This is a genomic window from Thermococcus sp. 9N3 (assembly GCF_012027685.1).
GTDB lineage: Archaea > Methanobacteriota_B > Thermococci > Thermococcales > Thermococcaceae > Thermococcus > Thermococcus nautili.
The window spans coordinates 194195-215807 of record NZ_SNUV01000001.1; the positions used below are offsets into that span (position 1 = coordinate 194195).

The 21613-nt window shown below is 50.6% G+C and carries 18 protein-coding genes and 3 tRNA genes; 17 read left to right on the plus strand and 4 right to left on the minus strand.

Annotation, left to right across the window (positions count from 1 at the left end; translation table 11 throughout):
* The first annotated feature begins 3 nt into the window (after positions 1-3).
* The 13 genes from E3E30_RS01080 to E3E30_RS01140 all read left to right on the plus strand — a co-directional run bounded on the left by E3E30_RS01080 (position 4) and on the right by E3E30_RS01140 (position 11668).
* A complete protein-coding gene (locus E3E30_RS01080; RefSeq protein WP_042690571.1) occupies positions 4-396 on the plus strand; it encodes a DUF1699 family protein in 393 nt (130 codons plus the stop codon).
* Positions 397-437: 41 nt separating this feature from the next.
* Complete coding sequence (locus E3E30_RS01085) at positions 438-1238, plus strand: GTP cyclohydrolase IV (RefSeq protein ID WP_167728844.1); 801 nt, start codon at positions 438-440, stop codon at positions 1236-1238.
* A gap of 439 nt (positions 1239-1677) precedes the next feature.
* The gene (locus E3E30_RS01090) at positions 1678-2016 is read left to right on the plus strand and encodes a hypothetical protein (protein WP_042690565.1); all 339 of its coding nucleotides are present in this window, start codon (positions 1678-1680) and stop codon (positions 2014-2016) included.
* Positions 2017-2050: 34 nt separating this feature from the next.
* Positions 2051-3154: a hypothetical protein gene (locus E3E30_RS01095; protein WP_167728156.1), complete on the plus strand. Its 1104-nt coding sequence runs from the start codon at positions 2051-2053 to the stop codon at positions 3152-3154.
* A complete protein-coding gene (locus E3E30_RS01100) occupies positions 3151-4254 on the plus strand; it encodes a hypothetical protein (RefSeq protein ID WP_167728157.1) in 1104 nt (367 codons plus the stop codon). The genes E3E30_RS01095 and E3E30_RS01100 overlap by 4 nt, the downstream gene beginning before the upstream one ends.
* Entirely contained in the window at positions 4230-4997 is a 768-nt protein-coding gene (locus E3E30_RS01105; RefSeq protein ID WP_167728158.1) for a hypothetical protein, read from the plus strand. Before E3E30_RS01100 ends, E3E30_RS01105 begins: the two co-directional genes overlap by 25 nt.
* Positions 4994-5458, plus strand: coding sequence for a hypothetical protein (locus E3E30_RS01110; protein ID WP_167728159.1), 465 nt, complete (start codon positions 4994-4996; stop codon positions 5456-5458). The genes E3E30_RS01105 and E3E30_RS01110 overlap by 4 nt, the downstream gene beginning before the upstream one ends.
* Entirely contained in the window at positions 5455-6204 is a 750-nt protein-coding gene (locus E3E30_RS01115) for an ABC transporter ATP-binding protein (RefSeq protein ID WP_206205057.1), read from the plus strand. Before E3E30_RS01110 ends, E3E30_RS01115 begins: the two co-directional genes overlap by 4 nt.
* A gap of 54 nt (positions 6205-6258) precedes the next feature.
* The gene (locus tag E3E30_RS01120; RefSeq protein WP_167728846.1) at positions 6259-7335 is read left to right on the plus strand and encodes an HD domain-containing protein; all 1077 of its coding nucleotides are present in this window, start codon (positions 6259-6261) and stop codon (positions 7333-7335) included.
* Positions 7336-7433: 98 nt separating this feature from the next.
* Positions 7434-9632 carry an elongation factor EF-2 gene (locus E3E30_RS01125; RefSeq protein ID WP_042690548.1) on the plus strand — a complete coding sequence of 733 codons (2199 nt, stop codon included), beginning with the start codon at positions 7434-7436 and terminating at the stop codon, positions 9630-9632.
* A 291-nt stretch (positions 9633-9923) separates the two neighbouring features.
* Positions 9924-11210 carry a translation elongation factor EF-1 subunit alpha gene (gene tuf / locus E3E30_RS01130; RefSeq protein WP_167728160.1) on the plus strand — a complete coding sequence of 429 codons (1287 nt, stop codon included), beginning with the start codon at positions 9924-9926 and terminating at the stop codon, positions 11208-11210.
* Between the two features lie 50 nt (positions 11211-11260).
* Positions 11261-11569 (plus strand): 30S ribosomal protein S10, encoded by a 309-nt coding sequence (gene rpsJ / locus E3E30_RS01135; protein ID WP_042690543.1) that lies wholly within the window; start codon positions 11261-11263, stop codon positions 11567-11569.
* 12 nt (positions 11570-11581) lie between these two features.
* Positions 11582-11668: transfer RNA gene (locus E3E30_RS01140), tRNA-Ser, on the plus strand.
* A 538-nt stretch (positions 11669-12206) separates the two neighbouring features.
* Here E3E30_RS01140 and E3E30_RS01145 read toward each other — a convergent pair.
* The 3 genes from E3E30_RS01145 to E3E30_RS01155 all read right to left on the minus strand — a co-directional run bounded on the left by E3E30_RS01145 (position 12207) and on the right by E3E30_RS01155 (position 17033).
* Positions 12207-15350, minus strand: coding sequence for a hypothetical protein (locus tag E3E30_RS01145; protein WP_167728161.1), 3144 nt, complete (start codon positions 15348-15350; stop codon positions 12207-12209).
* Between the two features lie 325 nt (positions 15351-15675).
* Positions 15676-16884, minus strand: coding sequence for a DEAD/DEAH box helicase (locus E3E30_RS01150; protein ID WP_167728162.1), 1209 nt, complete (start codon positions 16882-16884; stop codon positions 15676-15678).
* 71 nt (positions 16885-16955) lie between these two features.
* A tRNA-Lys gene (locus tag E3E30_RS01155) sits at positions 16956-17033 on the minus strand.
* 89 nt (positions 17034-17122) lie between these two features.
* Here E3E30_RS01155 and E3E30_RS01160 point away from each other — a divergent pair.
* The 4 genes from E3E30_RS01160 to E3E30_RS01175 all read left to right on the plus strand — a co-directional run bounded on the left by E3E30_RS01160 (position 17123) and on the right by E3E30_RS01175 (position 19237).
* On the plus strand, positions 17123-17602 hold the full coding sequence (locus tag E3E30_RS01160) for a hypothetical protein (RefSeq protein ID WP_167728163.1): 480 nt from the start codon (positions 17123-17125) through the stop codon (positions 17600-17602).
* Positions 17603-17893 (plus strand): DUF835 domain-containing protein, encoded by a 291-nt coding sequence (locus E3E30_RS01165; RefSeq protein WP_167728847.1) that lies wholly within the window; start codon positions 17603-17605, stop codon positions 17891-17893.
* Positions 17894-17930: 37 nt separating this feature from the next.
* Positions 17931-18018, plus strand: a tRNA-Leu gene (locus E3E30_RS01170).
* Positions 18019-18187: 169 nt separating this feature from the next.
* Positions 18188-19237 carry a cellulase family glycosylhydrolase gene (locus E3E30_RS01175; RefSeq protein WP_167728164.1) on the plus strand — a complete coding sequence of 350 codons (1050 nt, stop codon included), beginning with the start codon at positions 18188-18190 and terminating at the stop codon, positions 19235-19237.
* Here the strand turns inward: E3E30_RS01175 and E3E30_RS01180 are convergent.
* Entirely contained in the window at positions 19216-21603 is a 2388-nt protein-coding gene (locus E3E30_RS01180; protein WP_167728165.1) for a DEAD/DEAH box helicase, read from the minus strand. The genes E3E30_RS01175 and E3E30_RS01180 overlap by 22 nt on opposite strands.
* Positions 21604-21613: the final 10 nt, after the last annotated feature.

Sequence of the window (21613 nt, forward strand, 5' to 3'; positions counted from 1 at the left end):
GGCATGAAGGTTCGGGTGAGTGCCAAAACCTACGACGAGCTTCTGCGGAAGCTTTCCGAGCTCGACGAGGACGTCACCGAGGTCTACGTTAGTTTAAGACCCACCAAGGAGGTCGTTGTTAAAATCCTTGAGAACGCGCCCAACGTGAAGAGGATAAGCTGTCCGCCGAGCCTCTATCCAAAGGTCTCCAAGAGGGTCATCTACGCCCTCGGTCAGCTCGGTATAGAGCTCGTCCCCGAGAACAGGCCCAGGGGAAGGCCGAGGAAGTACGACGAAAAAACGGTGAAGCTCGTCCGGGAGCTGGCCAGGAAGGGCGTTCCGATGCGGGAAATCAGCGAGCGCCTCGGCATTCCCCTCAGGACAGTTTACTACATGGTGAACGAGCTCCGGGCTTAACTTTAAAAGACCTTTTCTCAAGCCAACCCCGGGTGAGAGAAGTGATTGAGACCCAGGAAGAAGTTCCGGAGATTAGGGAACCCCTCAGGCGCGTCGGCATAACCAACCTCAGGAGCGTCGCCAAGATTAACTGGAAGGGAAAGGTCTACACATTCCTCCCGCTCTTCGAAGTCACGATAGACGTCCCGGCCGAGAAAAAGGGAATCCATATGAGCCGTCTCGTGGAGAGCATCACCGAGGCCATGAGCGAGGCCGTCGAGGAAGAGGTTAGGGAGGCCCACAGCTCGCTTGAGGAGCTTGGAAGGGCCGTCATAAGGCGCCTTGAGAGCAAACACCCGCACAGAAGGGCGGAGGTCTGGATTAAGACCCACCTCATAATCCCCAGGGAAACGCCGGCGAGCGGGAAGACGAGCTACGAGCCCTACGACGTCGAGGTCGGCGTCATAAAGAACGAGGACGGCACCTTTGAGAAGGTCCTCCGCGTCAAGGTGATTGGGAACACGGTCTGCCCGCACGCGATGGCCAACAACAACGGAAAGACCCACATACAGCGCGCCATCGGCGAGCTCGAGGTCAGAACGGCCTTCGACGAGGAGATAGCGCTTGAGGATATGATTGACGTTGTCGAGAGCTCCTTCAGCCACCCGACCTACACGCTCCTGAAGACGGTTGATGAGAACGCGGTTGTGCAGGGCATGTTCGCGAACCCGAAGTTCGTTGAAGATGTTGCACGCGAGATTTTCGCCAAGGCCCGGGAGAAGTTTAGGGGCAAAATCCACGTGCGCGTAATCAGCAACGAGAGCATTCACAAGCACGACGTCATAGCCGAGACGTGGAGCTAAGCATGAGCTCGGATTTATTTACCCCTCCTTATCTCTCCTCCCTGTGATTCGCGAGAACGGGAAAAAGCTTCGATGGACTATGAAGCGTCACCCTCTTTTTCTCTTGCACGTCTGGACGTCCCGAGATATAACCAAAACACGTACTGCCTTGGGAGTTCTTTGATGGTGGGGAAGTTGGTACTCCAAACTAACCGAATACGTGCGTGATAGCCAAATGTGATGTGACTTGAAAATGGCAAAGTTATTACTGATTAATAGCTTTTTAGCAATATTAATGTCAAACATAAACGGCATCTTCCCGAGCTTTTTTCGGGATATTTTATCCAAGCTCGTTTTTTTTCAGCATTTTATCCTAAGGTTCTAAGTAAGACTTAAATATCGGCTAGACATAACAATAATCGCCCGGAAGGACATAATCCCGGGCAGGAGGGTCCGCATTATGAAGAAGTTGGTGGCCTTGCTGTTTGGACTCTTGGTAGTGGCTACTGGATTTGCAGCAGCAACCATCTGGGAAGTTACTGCAGTGCACCAAAGGAACGAAGGACACTACGGCTGGGCCTATGCAGAGGTTGGAGTTAAGTACGACGTCCAGCATCCGTACACCAACTACCAGATAACTTACAGGTATGGAACTGGAGGCCTTCTTGTGCCAGGATATACAGCAAACGTTAACAAGTACTGGGATCCCAATGGAATCACTGTTGAGACAGTTGTCAAGAATAGCGAGGGCTTCGTGATGGAAAAGGTCTACGCTTCTGCTGGCTGGCCGTACATCTGAGCCCTCTATTCTTTAATTTTTGGAGGTTGAAACGATGAAACCCAACACCTATCATCTGCTTGGAGTCACTATGATTTTCCTACTAATCTTGACTGGAATGGAAGCAGTAACCGCCGCCCCCTACTGGGTCAAGCCAGGAGTTTACATTGAATACATTGCCGAAAGATATGACCCATATATCCAGTACTTAAACGGTAAAGGCTATGTCAGCAACATCTCGAAGGCCACGTCGGTTATCTTTTACGAGTATAACGGGACGGTTTTCAGGATTCTGACACTCAACGACACTAAAATCAGGTTCAGAGTATTGGAAATAAGCAATAACTTGGCCACAATTGGAGTTAGGATTGAGCTCAACAACGTTTCTATACTGACACTGGTTAAGAAAAACACAACACCACCCAAGTTCTGGGACGTCGGCACCTCAGATGTCATCATAGAACCGCCTCACGACCCAAGCATCCCGGAGGACATGGTCTGGTATAAGATATTTACAAAACGTGCGGTCATAACGGGAGTCTATAAACTCCGGCTTAATGACAGTGCAGTTTTTGACCTGAACGGTAAATTCTACGGCCATACCGGCCTGTGGTACCAGGCCACAGAAGACTGGAACCCCTCACTCCCCTTTATAGTTGAACCTGGGAACGTTAGTTATTACATTCAAAAAACAGGCTCATGGAAAAGAAGCTTCTGGACACCTTATGGAACTTTTGGTCCTCCAGTTGGGGTACTCAATCTCGAATCCAAAGGGGGCACAATCGAAGTGTCAATTGGCAGAATATTCAAGATATTTGAGCGAACCGTTTCCCCAAATAGCACCTCCACAGTACTCTTTGACCCTAATTCGGGCATTATCATAGGACATTCACCAACCGAGTTCACTTTTCCGGACCTTCAGGCCATAGGAGTCATCTTCGGGTTTTTCAACGACCAGCGGGGAGCCTACCTCAACCAGGTAAAAAGGGACTATTCAACGTGGAGCGGATTACTACTGTACGGGACGAACGCTAAGTTCCAGAAAGTTCAAAAGATTACCTTTTCGAAGGTCCAAACACCATTAAGTTACACGTTCTGGGTGTCGTTGGTTCTCCTCGGCTCTATCGTGGCGGCAAGAGGTTGGGGGAAGATAAAATGAGGAAGGCCATTCCCTCGATGTTAGTTACAATGTTCATCCTCATTGGGAGCTTCCATTCAGCGCTCGCAGCCCCCTACTGGGTCAGGCCAGGGGTTTACATCGAGTACATAGCTAAAAGGTACGACCCGTACTTTCCCCTAGTCGTGGGAGCGAGACCCGAGCAGATTCACACGGCAGAGATTTTCATCAAAATCAACGGGACAATATTTGAGGTTTATGCAAATAACGACACAAGGGTGATTTTCAAATTCCTGTCCGTCCAGAATGGCTACCTAACAGTGGAGACGAGAATAGAGATGGAGAACGTGACGATAGTCTCTATGGGCCTGAAGAATTCAACTTTCCCCGAGTTCTGGGACAGGAACGAAGTCATCTCTACCTCGATTGAACCCAGCCACGATGCGGGCTTTCTCGACTGCCAGTGGCTGAAGGTGAAGCTTGGACATCTAACGTTAAGCGGGAAATACCTGATACGGCTGAGCGACGGTGCGGTCTTTGACATGGAGGGAAGGTATTATGGCCACACTGCCCTCTGGGTTGACCCTTCAAGGCTTCCGGAGTCCAACGAGACGTTCTTCAAATTCGGTTCCGTTGTCTCGAAGGTTTACAACGTCTCCCCCATAGACCAGAAGATGATGACATATTTCAGGGAATTCGGGCCGCCACTGATAGGAATCTCAAGGACTTTAGAGGGCTTCAACGTCACGCAGGAACTTGGAGATGGAAGAAAGTTCACCCTGCTAGAGTTACATGTCCAAGGACCCGCGATTTACGGGATATACGACCCCTCCTCCGGCCTATGTTTATATCCCTCAACTTGGGTCTTGACCCTGCTACCCGACTTTGGAGCAATAGGCATAGTCTTTGCCGTGTTCACGGATGAACTCTCTGCATACCGGGTCCAGAAGGAGCATTCAAAGCTGTGGGGCTCTGGGCTCGTTCTATACCGGACGAACATCGGGGCAACGGAAACTGAAAAGGTATCTTTCTCAGGGGAGGGAACCCCGCTTGAGTATGCTTTCTGTGCATCATTAATCCTCCTTGGGGTGATTTTAATTACAAGGGAGGTGAACGAATGGGCAGGCTTAAAACGCTCTTGAAATGGGAGTTCAACGACGTTATAAAGAACGTTCTCTTTCTGTTTGGATTAGTTCTCGTGGGGATGTCGATGAAAAAGTCAATCATGGACGTGAACTACATACCAGGCTTTGCCTCAGGCACCGAAATAAAGCTTTTTGGGCCCTCCCTGGCACATGGCGTCGCAGGGGAGATACATGGCATGCTTTACCTGAGCGACGTCTGGACTCTAATGGGATTCCTTACCCTACTCCTTGGCGCTTTATCTTTCCGCTACGACCGGGACAGCGGGGTCGCGCGTTCTATTTACTCGCTTCCGTACTCCAACACCGAAATCTTTGGAGTCAAGTTGCTCTCAATACTCGTCTACAGCGTCCTCATGGTTCTTCTCCCCTTTGCATACGTCACGTTAACGAGCTACGCCAGCATAGCCGGCTACCTGCCGGAGGTAACCTCGGGATTCATGAGCGATGCCCTCATTATTGCGCTCTTCCTGATATTATACCTCGTCGCCGTCGCAACCTTTGTTTCCCTGGCATCTCCAAACGCCTTCCTGGCCTTTATGGTGGGCTTCACCGTAGTCTACGCACCAAAAATCCTGGGACTCGAGAGCATTCCCCCGGCACTCTTTACGTACGCCCTTCCCAGATGCGGAAGCACGGACTTCACTCCCTTCACGGCCCAATACCTTGGCTGGGGAATCGCAGTTCCGCTACTTCTCCTCGGGGCCGCGCTGGTTCTAATTAGGAGGAGGGATGTAGTATGAGGCGCTTCCTCACAGTGTTGCTCCTTGGTCTGCTTATACTCACAATCGGCTCCATTGGGATTTACCACTCATACGAGAACAAAGTGGGCTCCGTTGGCCCAGTCTTCCTTCAACCAATAGAGAGGCAGGGAAACGTGACGGACATGATGATGATTACCATGTACACCCCAACGAGCTCCCTCGTGGAAGCGTCCTGCAACGGCAACGGGGTCGTTGAGGTGTACGACATCATAACGGGCGAGCTCGTGAACAGGGAGAACATCTACGGGCATCTAACTTATCAGTTCGTCCTGCCACGTGAAGGGGACTACCTTGTCCTCAACAACGGAACCGGGAAGTTGACCTGCGCCTTCCGATTCATCAAGAATTACCCGACGAAGGACGTTCAGAACGCAATCTACGGCCTAGGGACCGTTTTTGCACTGCTCCTTGCCCTGGTCATTTGGAGGTGGAGGAAATGATTATCGAGGCGAGGGATTTGAAGAAATACTTCGGGAGCATCCACGCACTTGACGGGGTTACGGTTAGCATTCCGGAGGGAGTAACGCTGATACTCGGACCCAACGGCGGTGGAAAGAGCACCTTTCTTAAGCTCGCCACCGGCGTCTACAGGCCAACCTCTGGAGAGATTAAGGTGTTCGGAGAAAGTCCCTGGAACAACTGGAGGGTTAAAACCCGCTTCGGCGTTGCCTACGACCCGCCGGCTTTTCCGCAGTTTACAACCGGACGGGAATGGTTGAACCTCTTTGCGGAGAGCAGGGGCTTCGGAGAGGACGAAATTGAGCGCGTGGCGGAGCTCTTTGAGGTGAAGACCTTCATTGATAAGCGCATAAGCGGTTACTCCTCGGGAATGCTGAAGAGACTGAGCCTCGCGCAGGCCTTCATCGGAAAGCCGGAGCTAGTATTCCTCGACGAGCCTCTCGCCAATATAGACTTTGACAGCATGGAAAAAGTCATTGAAATCATCGAGGATACGAGGGGGAAGACCAACTTCGTAATCATAAGCCACATATGGGAGCCTCTGATGCCCATCGTTGACTGGGTCGTCGTGATAGGCAACGGAAAGCTCGTTCTGAGCGGAAAAGCCGAGGAGGTTCAAGAAGAGGTCGAGAGGCTGTTCAAGCCGCACATCAGAAGGAAGAGGGGAGGGAGCACAGAGGCCCCCTCACCTTCCGGGCAGGAGGGTCCGCACCCTGCCAACGGTTGAGTTTTGGGCGGTTAGGTTTATTAGCTTTTTTCTTACTCCCTCATGGCGGTCAACATGAAGCTCGTCCACGACCCGATACACGGCGGAATAGAGCTCGACGACTTCGCGGTAAAGCTGGTTGACACGCCGGAGTTCCAGAGGCTCAGGAGGATTACCCAGCTTGGCCTGGCTTTTCTCGTCTATCCCTCCGCCAGACACACACGCTTCGAGCACTCCCTCGGGACCTTCCACATAGCGAGGCTTATACGGGAAAGAAACCCGGAGATTGATGAGGAAGCGGTTTACGCGGCCCTGCTCCACGACCTCGGGCACTACCCGTTCAGCCACACCCTTGAATGCCTCTTCCCGAGGCACGAGGAAAATATGAGATTCCTCATAAGGCATGGCGAAATCGGCGACGTTCTGATGGAGCGCTTCTCGCTCGGGGAGTTCCTCAGCCTTCTCAAGCACCCGCTCGTGAGCGGAGACATAGACGTGGACAGGATGGACTACCTCGTGCGCGACGCCTACTACACAGGGGTCGCCTACGGACTCGTTGACCTTGAGCGCCTTATACGAAACCTCCGCTGGGACGGCGAGAGACTAATTCTCGGCGAGAAGGGGATAATGGCCGGTCAGAACCTCCTGATATCGAGGAGCATGATGTATCCGACGGTTTACCAGCACCACACCGTTAGAATAGCGAGCGCGATGCTGTGCAAGGCCGTTGAGCTCGAAGGGGTTGAGCTTGGGGAGCTCCGGAAAATGGACGAGGTTGACCTCGTGGCGAGGTTGAGGGCGAGCGAGAGAAGGGAAGTCCGCGAGCTCATCGGTGCAATCGAGAACAGGAGACTGTACAAGCGCGTCGTCTGGAGCGGGAAGGAGCTCGATGAGAAGACAATCAAGGAGCTGAGAAAAGAGCTGGAGAGTGAGTTCGGCCACCTCGCGTTGCTCGACTACCCCGAGAAGCCGAGATTCGAGGAGAGGAACGCATTCGTGGAGTTTAACGGGGAAATTAAACGGCTCAGTGAGGTTTCGCCAGTCGTGAGGGCGCTCGTCGAGGCCAAAGAGAGCAACTGGCGCTGGGGAGTCTACGCGAGAGGTGACCTCGTGGAGGAGGTCAGGACGTTTGTCTCCAAAAGGCTTAAGTAGTTTTGAATCCCTTCCCCGGTTCCATTTTCCAATCAGGAAAAGCTTTATAACCGAGCCTTTTAAGTTAAGCCGACAAGCTCATCCAAAGGTGGTGCGTTATGGGAAGAAGGGAAGAGATGATTGCGAAGATTAAGGAGCTCATGACCCAGCCTGAGAGAATCAGGAACATGGGTATCGCCGCTCACATTGACCACGGTAAGACCACGCTGAGCGATAACCTGCTCGCCGGTGCCGGAATGATTAGCGAGGAGCTCGCCGGAAAGCAGCTCGTCCTTGACTTCGACGAGCAGGAGCAGGCGAGGGGTATCACCATCAACGCGGCCAACGTCTCGATGGTTCACACCTACGAGGGTCAGGACTACCTCATCAACCTCATCGACACCCCGGGTCACGTTGACTTCGGTGGTGACGTTACCAGGGCCATGCGTGCCATAGACGGTGCCATCATCGTCGTTGACGCCGTTGAGGGTGTCATGCCCCAGACCGAGACCGTTCTCAGGCAGGCCCTTCGCGAGTACGTCAAGCCGGTTCTCTTCATCAACAAGGTTGACCGTCTCATCAAGGAGCTCAAGCTCGGCCCGAACGAAATACTCAACCGCTTCGCCAAGATAATCACCGACGTCAACAGGCTCATCAAGCGCTACGCCCCCGAGGAGTTCAAGAGCCAGTGGATGGTCAAGGTCGAAGATGGAAGCGTCGCCTTCGGAAGCGCTTACTACAACTGGGCCCTCAGCGTTCCGTACATGAAGAAGACCGGCGTTTCCTTCAAGGACATCGTCGAGCTCACCAACGCCGGTGACCTCAAGACCCTCAGGCAGAAGGCCCCGCTCCACGTCGTCGTCCTCGATATGGTCGTCAGGCACCTCCCGAACCCGCTCGAGGCCCAGAAGTACAGGATTCCGCACCTCTGGCAGGGCGACATAAACAGCGAGGTCGGCCAGGCCATGCTCAAGTGTGACCCGAAGGGCAAGATGGTCATGGTCGTCACCAAGATAATCATCGACAAGCACGCCGGTGAGGTTGCTACCGGCCGTGTCTGGAGCGGTACCGTCAAGAGCGGTAAGGAAGTTTACCTCATCAACAGCAAGAGGAAGGCCAGAATCCAGCAGGTCGGTATCTACATGGGTCCCGAGAGGATTAACATGGAGGCCGTTCCTGCTGGAAACATCGTCGCCGTTACCGGTCTGAGGGACGCCATGGCCGGTGAGACCGTCGCCGAGGAGCCGATTGAGCCGTTTGAAGCCCTCCACTACGTCAGCGAGCCGGTCGTTACCGTCGCCATCGAGGCCAAGAACGTCAAGGACCTCCCGAGGCTCATCGAGGCTCTTAGACAGCTCGCCAAGGAGGACCCGACGCTCCACGTCAAGATTGACGAGGAAACCGGCCAGCACCTCCTCAGCGGTATGGGTGAGCTCCACCTCGAGGTCAAGCTCGTCAAGCTCAAGGAAGACTGGAAGATTGACGTTGACGTCAGCCCGCCGATAGTTGTCTACCGCGAGAGCGTCACCAAGAAGAGCCCAATCGTCGAAGGAAAGTCCCCGAACAAGCACAACAGGTTCTACATCACAGTCGAGCCGATGCCGGACGAGATTTACCAGGCCATCAAGGAGGGCATTATCCCAGAGGGCAGGCCAAAGGACCCGAAGGCGGTCGCCAAGAAGCTCGCCGAGCTCGGCATGGACTACGAGATGGCCAAGGGCATCGTCGACGTCTACAACGGCAACATGTTCTTCGACAACACCAAGGGTATCCAGTACCTCAACGAGGTCATGGACCTCCTGGTTGACGGATTCCACATGGCGATGGACGAGGGACCGCTCGCCAAGGAGCCGGTTATGAAGGTCATCGTCAGGCTCCACGATGCCAAGATACACGAGGACAACGTCCACCGCGGTCCGGCCCAGATTTACCCGGCCATTAGGACTGCCATCCACTGCGCCATGATGAAGGCCGGTCCGGTCCTCTACGAGCCGTACCAGAAGGTCATCATCAACGTTCCCTACGAGTACATGGGTGCCGTCAGCAGGGAAATCAACCAGAGGCGCGGTCAGCTCATCGACATGAGGCAGGAAGGAGAGGTCATGATTATCATTGCCGAGGCCCCGGTTGCCGAGATGTTCGGATTCGCCGGAGCCATCCGTGGAGCGACCAGCGGAAGGGCCCTCTGGAGCACCGAGCACGCCGGATTCAAGCGCGTCCCGAACGAGCTGGCAGTCAACATCATCAGGCAGATACGCCAGAGGAAGGGCCTCGACCCGAACCCGCCGACCGAGAAGGACGTCTGCCCGCAGCAGTGAAGCCGTCCCGGCTTCTCGTTTCTTCACCTTTCTTGAATTTTGACTTTGGTTCACATTCCGGTCTTTTCTTCAGTCCAATCCCGTCGCTCCGAGAATGGGGGGCCCAATTTTGACAGATACGCGTTCAATAGCGATTAGTTAACTTTTTAAACTCGCCCCGCAAGTTAGGGTCGGAACTCATGAGGTCCCCCCGTAAACGGCGGGTTCCCCGCCCGAGGGGACCGAGGTTCGAAAGATTTAAAAAGCCGTCCTAGTCAACGAGACTAGACCAAAAACTGGAGGTGTTTGAAAATGCCGAAGGAGAAGCCGCACGTTAACATCGTCTTTATAGGCCACGTCGACCACGGAAAGAGCACCACCATCGGTAGGCTGCTCTTTGACACCGCGAACATTCCGGAGCAGATTATCAAGAAGTTCGAGGAGATGGGTGAGAAGGGTAAGTCCTTCAAGTTCGCTTGGGTCATGGACAGGCTCAAGGAGGAGCGCGAGAGGGGTATCACCATTGACGTCGCCCACACCAAGTTCGAGACCCCGCACAGGTACATCACCATCATCGACGCTCCCGGTCACAGGGACTTCGTTAAGAACATGATTACCGGTGCCAGCCAGGCTGACGCCGCCGTTCTCATCGTCGCCGCCACCGACGGTGTCATGCCCCAGACCAAGGAGCACGCCTTCCTTGCCAGGACCCTCGGTATCGGCCACATCATAGTCGCCATCAACAAGATGGACATGGTCAACTACGACCAGAAGGCCTTCGAGAAGGTCAAGGCCCAGGTCGAGAAGCTCCTCAAGATGCTCGGCTACAAGGACTTCCCGGTCATCCCGATTAGCGCTTGGAACGGTGACAACGTCGTCAAGAAGAGCGACAAGATGCCCTGGTACAACGGCCCGACCCTCATCGAGGCCCTTGACCAGATACCCGAGCCGCCGAAGCCGACCGACAAGCCGCTCCGCATTCCGATTCAGGACGTCTACTCCATCAAGGGTGTCGGTACCGTCCCGGTCGGCCGTGTCGAGACCGGTATCCTCCGCGTTGGCGACGTCGTCATCTTCGAGCCGGCCAGCACCATCTTCCACAAGCCCATCCAGGGTGAGGTTAAGTCCATCGAGATGCACCACGAGCCTCTCCAGGAGGCTTACCCGGGTGACAACATCGGATTCAACGTCCGTGGCGTTGGTAAGAACGACATAAAGCGCGGTGACGTTGCCGGACACACCAACAACCCGCCGACCGTCGTCAGGCCGAAGGACACCTTCAAGGCCCAGATAATCGTCCTCAACCACCCGACCGCCATCACCGTCGGATACACCCCGGTCCTCCACGCCCACACCACCCAGGTCGCCGTCAGGTTCGAGCAGCTCCTCGCCAAGCTCGACCCGAGGACCGGTAACGTCCTCGAGGAGAACCCGCAGTTCATCAAGACCGGTGACTCCGCCATCGTCATCCTCAGGCCGACCAAGGCCATGGTCATCGAGCCGGTCAAGGAGATACCGCAGCTCGGCAGGTTCGCCATCCGTGACATGGGCCAGACCGTTGCCGCCGGTATGGTTATCTCCATCCAGAAGGCCGAGTGAAGGCCTTCTCTGACCTTTCCTTTACTTCCTAAACTTTAGGAGGGACGGAAATGCAGAAGGCGAGGATTAAGCTTGCGAGCACCAACATTAAGGCCCTCAACGAAGTCACCGACCAGATTAGGCAGATTGCCGAGAGGACCGGCGTTAGGATGAGCGGTCCAATCCCGCTCCCGACCAAGAGGATAAGGATTACCACCAGGAAGAGCCCGGATGGAGAGGGCTCAGCAACCTTCGACCGCTGGGAGCTTCGCGTTCACAAGAGGCTCGTTGACATTGAGGCCGACGAGAGGGCCATGCGCCAGATTATGCGCATCCGCGTTCCCGAGGATGTCACCATCGAGATTGAGCTCATCTCCTGATTTCCTTTATGCGCCGGGGTAGCCTAGCCTGGGAAGGCGCGGGCCTGGAGAGTCCGTGGGCGTTTGCCCGCCAGGGTTCAAATCCCTGCCCCGGCGCCAAACTCCTTCTATCGGATATGAATGGCGCTGTCTACTTCCAAGTAATGTTCTTTCTAGGTACACTTCCTTTTCTATAAGGTCTGTCCATTTTTCGACATTCTAAGAATAGAATACATGTTTTTCCATTTCCAACCCTTCGACTCTCTGCTCATGTTATTATTATCTTAATCACTAATTTTGTGTTACTTGAGAAGAATTCAAGTCAAAGTTAGTCAATTATGGAGACATGAAACTTTTATCTGCCGAATCTAATGGAGAATTTTTCGAATTTAAAAATTCAAGAGCTCTCCGTGCCTATGTAACGGCATTTTAAGGGTTTTGCAGTCTGATCTTTCTTAATTCTCGGGCTTTTAACATACATATTGAACAGTTCAGATCCAACTTTCAATTTATCTTATCTTGACGCTCTCTTATCTTGGTTATATCTACTTGATTTCCTTTGCTTTTATCTCCTCATACAACAACATTCTCATTAATGTCTTTTAATATTCTCTTAACCCAATTCTTGAGTATGCTTTGTGGTTATATTTGATGATATCTAGGAACCAAATTGAATTGCGTACCTAATTGTTGGGAGCTTAATAGTTGTTGCAACAGCTTTTGGTATGAGATAGTAGACTAGTTTTATAAGGGACATCATAAATCCCTCGGGGTTATCTTTCATGTTTTCTTCTATATCCTTCAGAAGTTGACGTTCAAAATCTGTCTTAGCAACTTCTTTTCCATTTTCAATAAATTCTGTTAATATCTCTAAAATAACACCTTGAGCGTTTTCTCTTTTTGGAATGTTCTTCAATATCCAATCTACTAACCGTACTATCGCTAAAGAATATAAGCCTAGAATACTATTCAAAGAGACTAATATTTCAGTGCTACTTTTTAATATCATAAAAAGTATCTTAATTAACACGTTTATGTCTATAAATTCATTTTTCAGCAATTTTAGTTTATTTTCTTTTATAAGAACTAATAAGAAAGTCCCCGCCACAAGGGCTCGTATAGGATCTCTAAGATTTTTAGAGCATTCATGAATAGTTATAGGACACTCTGAAGTGCCCATATTCCAGAATAATTGTAGTAGAATACAGATAGTGGTCATAGTATCCCACTCTAAAGGACGAGATGAAATTAGTGAAAGTAATATATATTCTACACACAGTCTTGCTTTTAATTCAGACGAAATAGACAACAACTCTTTAGTTGTTTTCAAAAGTTCTGAGATTTCTTCGACAATTTCTCTTGAAGGTCCATTTTTAAGAACCTTAATCCATAGTAACCTCTCTTTGGCAGATAGTAGTGTACTATAGCTTAATCTTTCATGTTCAGATATCTCAATAGTTCTTTCAGCGATTTTTTCTGCTTCATTCAACTTTCCAAGTTCGGTCAAAATAAAAGCTTTCTTGGATAGTGTGCTTTCTAACTCAGTTAAAATAGTCATCTTATAGCTCTCTTTCGTATTTTTTGTATACACTGAGATAAATTCTTTAGGAATCCATTCTATGTTCTCCAAACTTTCTTCAAGTAAATTCTCTGCCTTTGTGATAGTTTCTAGAGCCTTTTCTTTTTCACCTTCATTTCTTAGTATTTCAGCTTTCCAGAAAAGAACTCTTTGAAGGATAAACCTGTTGTATGGAGCGGGTAGGTTTTTAGCAAGTTTCTCTAATTTTTCATATTCTCTCTGTAACCTCAAAGTGTGCCCCAGTTTTAAGAATTTTTTCTTTTTAAGGACGGTTCTGTTCGAGTAAATAATGAATAAAATCTCTGCTTTTAGTCTAATATAAAATGCCTTTTCAACGGGACTCTTTAAGTTTTTAGAATAATATTGCTCCAAGTAGGATAATATGACATCTAACAATTTCTCATCTGGATATTTTCTTCTCAGGTACCCAACTAATGCATCCATAAAACTGAGAGACAATAGATCTTTTCTACTCAGTGCAACATTAATAGCTTTCCTATAGAGATTATATTGAGGTTCTAAATATAGAGTGTTAAGTAGTATTGTCATCCAATATAACAAATCATCATTGTTGAGTTTCCCTAAAACATTAAGCCGTTCAATATTAAAGATAGCAACAAGCAACATTCTTTCAGAGAAAATACCCCTATCTTTAATCTTTTCTGTTAGTACATTTAGGATAATTTGCCTATATTTTGCTAATCTTTTTTTTGTTGACTCTTCTCCGGTTTCTTCTAATATCGCAAGTATCCTTCTAAGCCATATATTCTCAGGATTTAAATTACAAACGACGAAAGACTCATTTATACCATTTTCCACCATGTATCTCCTAATACCCCATCCATAATCGCAAGTCTCTTCAACATCCAAGATATCATAGGGGATATTCAATATTTTATTGAATTTTTCCACTTCATCTAATGATAGTATTCCAAAAAGGAAAGGAAACCTATGATCTTGGTTATTTTTATATTCAGTTTCAATCTTTCTAAATATAAGAGCATAAAGTTTGATCCGCCTCTTCCATGGAGTGTCATGTCTAGAAATACCTGAAAGCTCTTTAATATCAACAAGCTTCATTAACTCAAGGGCAAGTTTGATATTCCCTCCAGTCTTTAAAAACAGTTCTTCAAGATCATTATCTGTTAAAGTCCCTTTAAGATTTCTGTTCATTCTTTCGGGGAGAATAGAGTCCCAATTATACTTTATTATTTTATAGAACTCCTCAGAATCAGGATAAGGTACGTAGATCCAACTTTGAGGAAAATAATCTTCTCTACCTGCTAAAATAGTTATAGGCGATTCACCCTTTGAAAATTTGTCTAGTTCATTTTCAATAGAAAGTCTATGAACTATAAGAACTGAGAGACCAGCATCGTATGCAATCTTAGCAAAGTCAAGGAAAGCATCGTAAGACTTCCCCATTCCATACTTGGCGTCTGCAATGTCATCAAATATAACTACTATACCCCTATCTCTTTCTTTAATTTCATGGGATAGTAACTCTTTGAATTTTTTCATTAGGCTCTTGCCGATATCCCCCTCTACTTCTTTAATCTCTCTAAGTTCCAGAAGATTTGTCATTACCAAGATTAATGTTAGCGCTGTGGAAATGGCCGAAAGGCCACTAGCATTAATAAGAAGTGTTCCACTTATTAGTCCTGAACTTGTTGGATCACTAATAATATCTCTTATAGACTCTGCGAGTGTGATTAGAGCTTTCCTATCTACTCTGCTTTTTATAAAGTTAAAACCTGGGAGAAAAGAAGAAAAAGAAATAAGAGCTTCTTTTAGAGCATCCAGTTTGTCTTCCTTAAGTGATGCGAATATACCTCTAATCGTGTTAATAAACTTGTTGTTTTTCTCAAGTTTTTCAAAGTTTATTTTGGATAATTTTGCCATGCTCAAAAATACCTCAAAAAGTCGTGCTTCCAGACCTAGAGTGTTACTAGAAACAAGAATATCAACAAGATATCCTTCGAATATCTGTGATATCTTAACGTGAAAGCCCGGGCTCATGTCATAAACAGGAATAATGCGAAATACAATATTCTCTTTTGACAATTTCCATCCAATAAATTCCGATGTCATGGTTTTTCCTGAACCCTCTGGACCTGTAATTAGAAGGAATTTATTTTCTTTTAGTAATTCTAATGCTTTATCCTCGATGATTTCATTGTCTATCCCTATTCGAGGGACATAGACCTTTATTTTACTTGTCACTGTTAACCCCTCCAAACTATATTGTGATATCCATTACATACTAATAAATTTATCTCTTTATGTTGTCATGTATCCTTTACTTTTGGCTTCTGAAGGTAACCATAACATTCTAACGTCCTAATATCTAAAAGCTCTGTGTTTATACTTAATTTTTTATCACATCCAGCGCCAAACTCCTTTTGTCATCTCCCCTCATTGGGGCTGTTCTCGTGTGATGATTTACTGAGCAAATACCAAACACAGAAAAGCACGTTTTCTGATTCAACATTCTCAATGGAGTGGAGTTAATAAGCGGAGAAGATAAAAGAACAGAGACCAAGTGGACTCAGTAGCGCCTTCTCCTCTGCCTCGGCCTCTTCTTGCCCCACCTGTGCCTGTATTCGTTCTCAAGCTCGTCGCGCCGAACCATTTCCCTGTACTCCTTTGGGAGTTCCTCGCTCAGCTCCGACTTCCTGACGTCAACTCCCGCCTGCCTCGCTATGTACCTGAGCCTCCTGAGTTCACCGGGCGCGATGAAGGTTATGGCCTTCCCTTTCTTCCCCATTCTACCTGTTCTGCCAATCCTGTGGATGTACTGCTCCGCGTTCATGGGGATTGAGTAGTTGACAACGTGGCTTATCTCCGGGACGTCAAGTCCCCTCGCGGCAACGTCCGTCGCCACAAGAATCTCTGTCTTCCCGCGCTTGAACCTTCCGAAGGTTCTCTCCCTTGAGGGCTGGCTCATGTCCCCGTTGAGGGCCTCGGCCCTAAACCCGTCCTTCCTGAGCCTCTCCGCCAGTTCCCGAGTTTCCACCTTCGTCTGGCAGAAGATTATGCCGTAGAAGTCCTCGCTCAGGATTTTCTTGAGGATTCCATAGCGCCTCGCCGGGACGGCCTCTATAAACTCCTGCTCGACCTCGCCGGGAACCAGCTCGTCCCTGCTCACGATGACGACTTCGGGGTTCTTCATGTACTTCTTGGCGAGCAACAGAACGTCCATCGGCATCGTCGCCGAGAACATCATCACGCGTTTTTCCCTTGGAGTGGCCCGGAAGATGGCCTCAATGTCCTCCTGAAAGCCCATGTCAAGCATTCTGTCTGCCTCGTCGAGGACGAAGAAGCGGAGCGAGTCAAGCCTGAGCGTTCCGCGCCTTATGTGGTCGAGCACCCTGCCGGGCGTTCCAACGACGATTTGAGCCCTCTCAAGGGCCCTTATCTGGGGCCCTATGGGCTGGCCTCCGTAGACAGCGTAAATGTCTATCTTCCGCTTCCCGCGGAGTGAGCGAAGCTCCTCGCTTACCTGTATTGCCAGCTCCCTCGTTGGCGTTAGAATAAGCGCCTGGACTTCCTTTCTGCTCTCATCAACAAGGTCGAGGATTGGGAGACCAAAGGCCGCAGTTTTGCCGCTTCCGGTTTTTGATTGACCAACGACGTCGCTCTTTCCGTCGAGAATGAGCGGTACAACTTCCCTCTGAACGTCTGTGGGTTCTGAGAAACCCCTTCTCTCAACGGCCTCAACGGAGGCCTTAGATAAGCCAAGCTCCTTAAAACTCATTTTTCAAGTCTCCTTAACGCTGAAGTCTCAAACGCGCTCCTTCTCAGAACGCGCCGAGGAGAAACGCGTTTTGGCGGGCCGGGGGGGATTCGAACCCCCGACCTGCGGATTAAGAGTCCGCCGCTCTAACCAGGCTAAGCTACCGGCCCACGACCCGAAACCATAGAGGGGAAGTGTATTTATAAATTTTTCGGTCCTGTCTGTTCGCAACTGTTATTAGGTTCGGGGCCCAAGTATTATGGGGGCACTGGAATTGGCTGGGGAATTTCAGACTATAAAGCTTCTCGCCGAGATTGTTGCCTTCGCTACCCTTACATCTGCCGTTGTGTTAGCGTACTCGCTCCGTGATGTTCTGGCGGGCTACGTCGATAGGAGAACCTTGAAGGGAGTTTTTCTGGGAATATTTATCTTCTGGCTCGGCTATCTTGAGAACGTTTTTAATGACCTATACAAGACGGAGCTCACAAAGGTTCTTGATGATATCTTGGTTGCCGTTGGTATGACAATAATTGTCGTGACGGCGTTTCAAATGAGAAAGCAAATCAGGGCAGTGAAACCAAAGGTTGTGACCAAAGGACCGAGCTTTTTAAAACCCGGGGCATACATAACCGGGCTCGTGGCGCCTTCTATGATACTCCCTCTTCTTCAGGGAAGACAGCTACTTGCAATCACGAGACATCCAAAACCGTACGAGGAGCATGGTATTCCTTATATCTAGATTAGCAACGTTCCGGCTGAAAATGCCGTAAGACCCACGGAACTTGCCCCTCTCCTTCACAAAGTGCTCTCAAGTGCCGATGGGAACACTTTCATAATCGTGGACGGACTTGAGTACTTAATCCTGAACAACGGTTTTGAGCCCGTTATGAAGTTCCTCATGAACCTGAAGGACAACCTTCTCACGAGGAACGCTGGAATGGTGGTAATAGTTGACTCAAAGACCCTCGATGACCGGCAGATGAACATGCTGATGAGGGAGTTCGAGAGGTTGCCCCTCCAGAAACCGTAAAATTTATAAAGGCCCCAACGCCCTTATATCTGGCAACGCGGGGGTTGCCGAGCCTGGTCAAAGGCGCGGGATTGAGGGTCCCGTCCCGCAGGGGTTCCGGGGTTCAAATCCCCGCCCCCGCACCAGAAACTTTTCTGTGAGAAGTTTCATCAAAGTTTGTAGCTCCTTCTAAAAAGCTAAGTTTCGGGTGGGTCTGCCTCTAAATTCGTTATTCTAGGGGTGTTTCTTCCATTGGCACCCTTGCTGAGAACGTTGAACCAAAAGGCTTAACCTTTCTCGAGCGTTCTTCTCTCCATGAAGAGGCTTGGCGTCGCGCTCATACTCCTCATCCTCCTCGCGTTCTTGTGGAGCATACACGCCCGGGTCGTCGAGAACCGGACTCATACTCACGCCATTACCCCTGCTACTAACCCGTCCCTTCAATCCCCTGGAAACGAACCTATAACGGCCCAGCAGTATAAGAAGCTCCTCGGCGTTGGAATCGACGTTGACTGGATGAGCTTCCCTCGGGTTCACCGCTACTACTTCTACTGGCGCTCGAAGGGAGTTAACATACCGGAGTACTTCAAGAAAGCCGGTTTTTCCAACGTCAGGATACGCGTCGGTGCCGACGTCGTGAACAACAAAACCGCGTTGGTCCAGCTCGGCGAGATAGTCAACGACACCCTCAGAGCAGGCCTTATCCCAATTATCACATATACGGCACCGGAGCTGAGGAACGACCCGACGAGCGAGAAAGCCCAGGAACATTTCGTCCTCTGGTGGAAGACCGTCGCCGAGTACTTCAAAGGAACCTCCTACCTCCTCTCCTACGACCTCCTCATCGAGTCGAGCGGGCCTATAAAGGGCTACCCCGACGTTCTCAACAAGGTTTACGCCCAGACGATAGCCGAAATCAGAAAAATCGACCCCTACCGGCTCGTCTTCGTGACTCCGGCGCGAGTCTCAAGCCCCTTCTACCTCAAGTACCTCAACGTTACCAACGACGGCTACACCCTCGCCGAGTGGCACATATACGCGGGTGGCCCAAAGCACTGCACCTACAACATGACCTTAATAGAGAGCGCGATAAACGCTTCTCTTGCCTGGTCAAAGGAGACCGGAATTCCCACGTGGGTCGGTGCGTGGAGGCCGTTCTGGTTTTCAAAGAAGGACAGGAGCGTTCAGTGCCCGATTCAGGCTGACGTGGATTTCGGGAAAATTATGGCTTCGGCCCTCTGGAACGCCGGAATCCCCTACGACATCAACGCCGACGTCTGGTTCTTCAACATCGAGAACCTCACGTGGTATCGGGACAGGCTCCCGGTTCTGAGGGCAGTTCTTCACCCCTCGTCCTCAACGTAGGGGGCCGTTATGACCTTCCTTATCTCCCTCGCCTTCTTTTCGCCTATCCCTTCGACCTCCTTGAGCTCCTCTTCCGTTGCCGTGAATACCCGCTCGACGTTGCCAAAATGTTTGAGCAGGCGCTTGGCGAGGGTCGAGGAGACGTTTGGAAGGCCCTCAACGATTAGGCGCTGTCTCTCAGCTAAGGTTAGGGCCTTCTTCTCGCTCCTCAGCCTCACTTCCTTCTTCCGCTCCTCCTGCTCGCGTTTGGCTAAGAGGTAAATGAACTGGGCCGTTTCCTCCTTCCCCGAGGAGAAGAGCACCGGAACACCCCAGTCAACGGTTACAGAGGCTATGGCTCCCCTAATTGCGTTGGGGTGGACGTTTCTGATGCCGTAGAGCTCGCCCTCGATGATTATCACGGGCTTCTCGTAGGCCCTTTTAAGCCTCTCAACTTGGTCGAAGAGCCTGCCGTCTATGATTGACTGTATGAAGTCGTTGGCGCTCTTCCGCTCTATTCCCACCTCCTCGCTGACGACGTAATCTGCAACGTCAAGGGTTTTAACTTCAATCTCCGCCCCGAGCTCCTTCAGAATCTTCGGCACCCCGCTCCTCAGCTCGCGCGAGTCAACGTAGACGACTATCCCCTTTGGCTTCCTCACGAAGATGGGCTTAACTGGGATTTCCCCACTCTTGCTCTCAGCTTTTTTCTCATCTTGAATCTGCGGAGTTTTTGATTCGGCCTTTTTCTCCGATTCTCCCGCTTTCTCCTCGCTCCCGGCCTTCTTGCTCCTGCCAACCTTCAGGAACGCATCAAGGGAAGTTATCCTACCCTTCCCCACCTCAACCCTCTCCCGGCCTTTGGATTCCTTTTCAAGCTTTGATTCAAGCTCCCTCGCGACTTTCCTTATCGCCTCGAACATGCCCTTCTCCTTCCTCCGGGAGCTCCAGTAGTAGGCCTCGTCGCGCGTTCCCTTGGCCATTAGGATTACAACCTTTCCGGGCCTGTGTCTTCCGGTCCTGCCACGACGCTGTATGCTCCTTATTGCTGAAGGCACGGGCTCGTAGAAGACGACCAAATCAACCTCGGGAACGTCCAGCCCCTCCTCGCCGACGCTCGTGGCAACTAAAACGTTGAATTCACCGTGCGAGAACCTGTCCAAAACCTCTTTCTGCTCCCTCTGGCTCATCCCCCTGTCCGTTCCCCTGCTCGCCTGTCCTATGAAGCGCTCCGCCGAGATGCCCATTTCCCTGAGCTCCTCGACTATCTTCCTGCCCGTGTCACGGTAGTTCGTGAAAACGATTATCTTCGAGTCCGGCTTTTTCTGGAGCTGTTTCCGGATAAGCTCCTTCAGCTTCTCCATCTTCGGGTGGTCGAGGCCAAGTTCTTTCGCCTGAACGAGGAGGTAGGTGACCTTCCTCATGCGCGGGTCTTCCATAAGCTCTCTACCGGACTTTGAGCGGTCCTCGCGGAGCTTCTTGAGGTAGCTCCTGAGCGCCGTTAGCCCCTGCGTCTCCAAAAGTTCAATCGCGTGGTGGAGCTTCATGGCCTTCGCCTGGTGCTTCTTGAGGTAGCCGATGGAGTAGTCGCCTTTGGCCATCGCCTGGTTTATCTTCGAGCCCGCCTGAAGGACCTCCCTCTTCGAGATGTCAGGTGAGGAGGAGCTTACAAGTCCGGCATCTGCGAGGGGCTTTAGGGAATCCTTAAGCATCTCGCGCAGGATTTTTCTTACGTCCTTGTAGATTCCCGGAATCTCGACCTTAACCCAGTCGAAGGCTATCCTCTGGACGTAGGGCTTGACATCCGGCGAGCTCTCGGTTCTGATTTCTATGCGCTCTATCCCAAGGTTCTCAACTATCTCGCGAATCTTCTCCTCGTCGCTACCGGGCGATGCAGTTAATCCGAGAACGAGCGGGTGCTTTGCAGTTTTGAGGTACTCCTTCGCTATGAAGACGTAGGCGTAGTTGCCAACGGCCCTGTGGGCCTCATCGACGACGAGCAGGACGACGTCCTCAAGCGAAATCCTGCCCGTTAGGATGTCGTTTTCAACGGTCTGGGGCGTCGCGGTAATGACGACGCTCTTCCTCCAGAGCTCGGCGCGCTTTTCGGGTGAAAGCTCGCCCGTGAGGACGTTAATCTTCTCGGGCGGAAGGTTGAAGAGTCGCCTGAAGCTCTCGGCGTGTTGCATCGCCAGTGGTTTGGTCGGGGCTAAGAAAAGAACCTTGCCCCCGTACTTCGAGAGCCTGTAATCCGCTATGAGCATCGCTATGAGTGTCTTTCCTAAGCCAGTTGGCAGGACGACGAGGCAGTTCCGCTCCTTACAGCGGGCGTAGATGACCTCCTGGTAAACGCGGGGCTCGATTAAATCCCTGCGAAGGTACTGCATATTACACAGC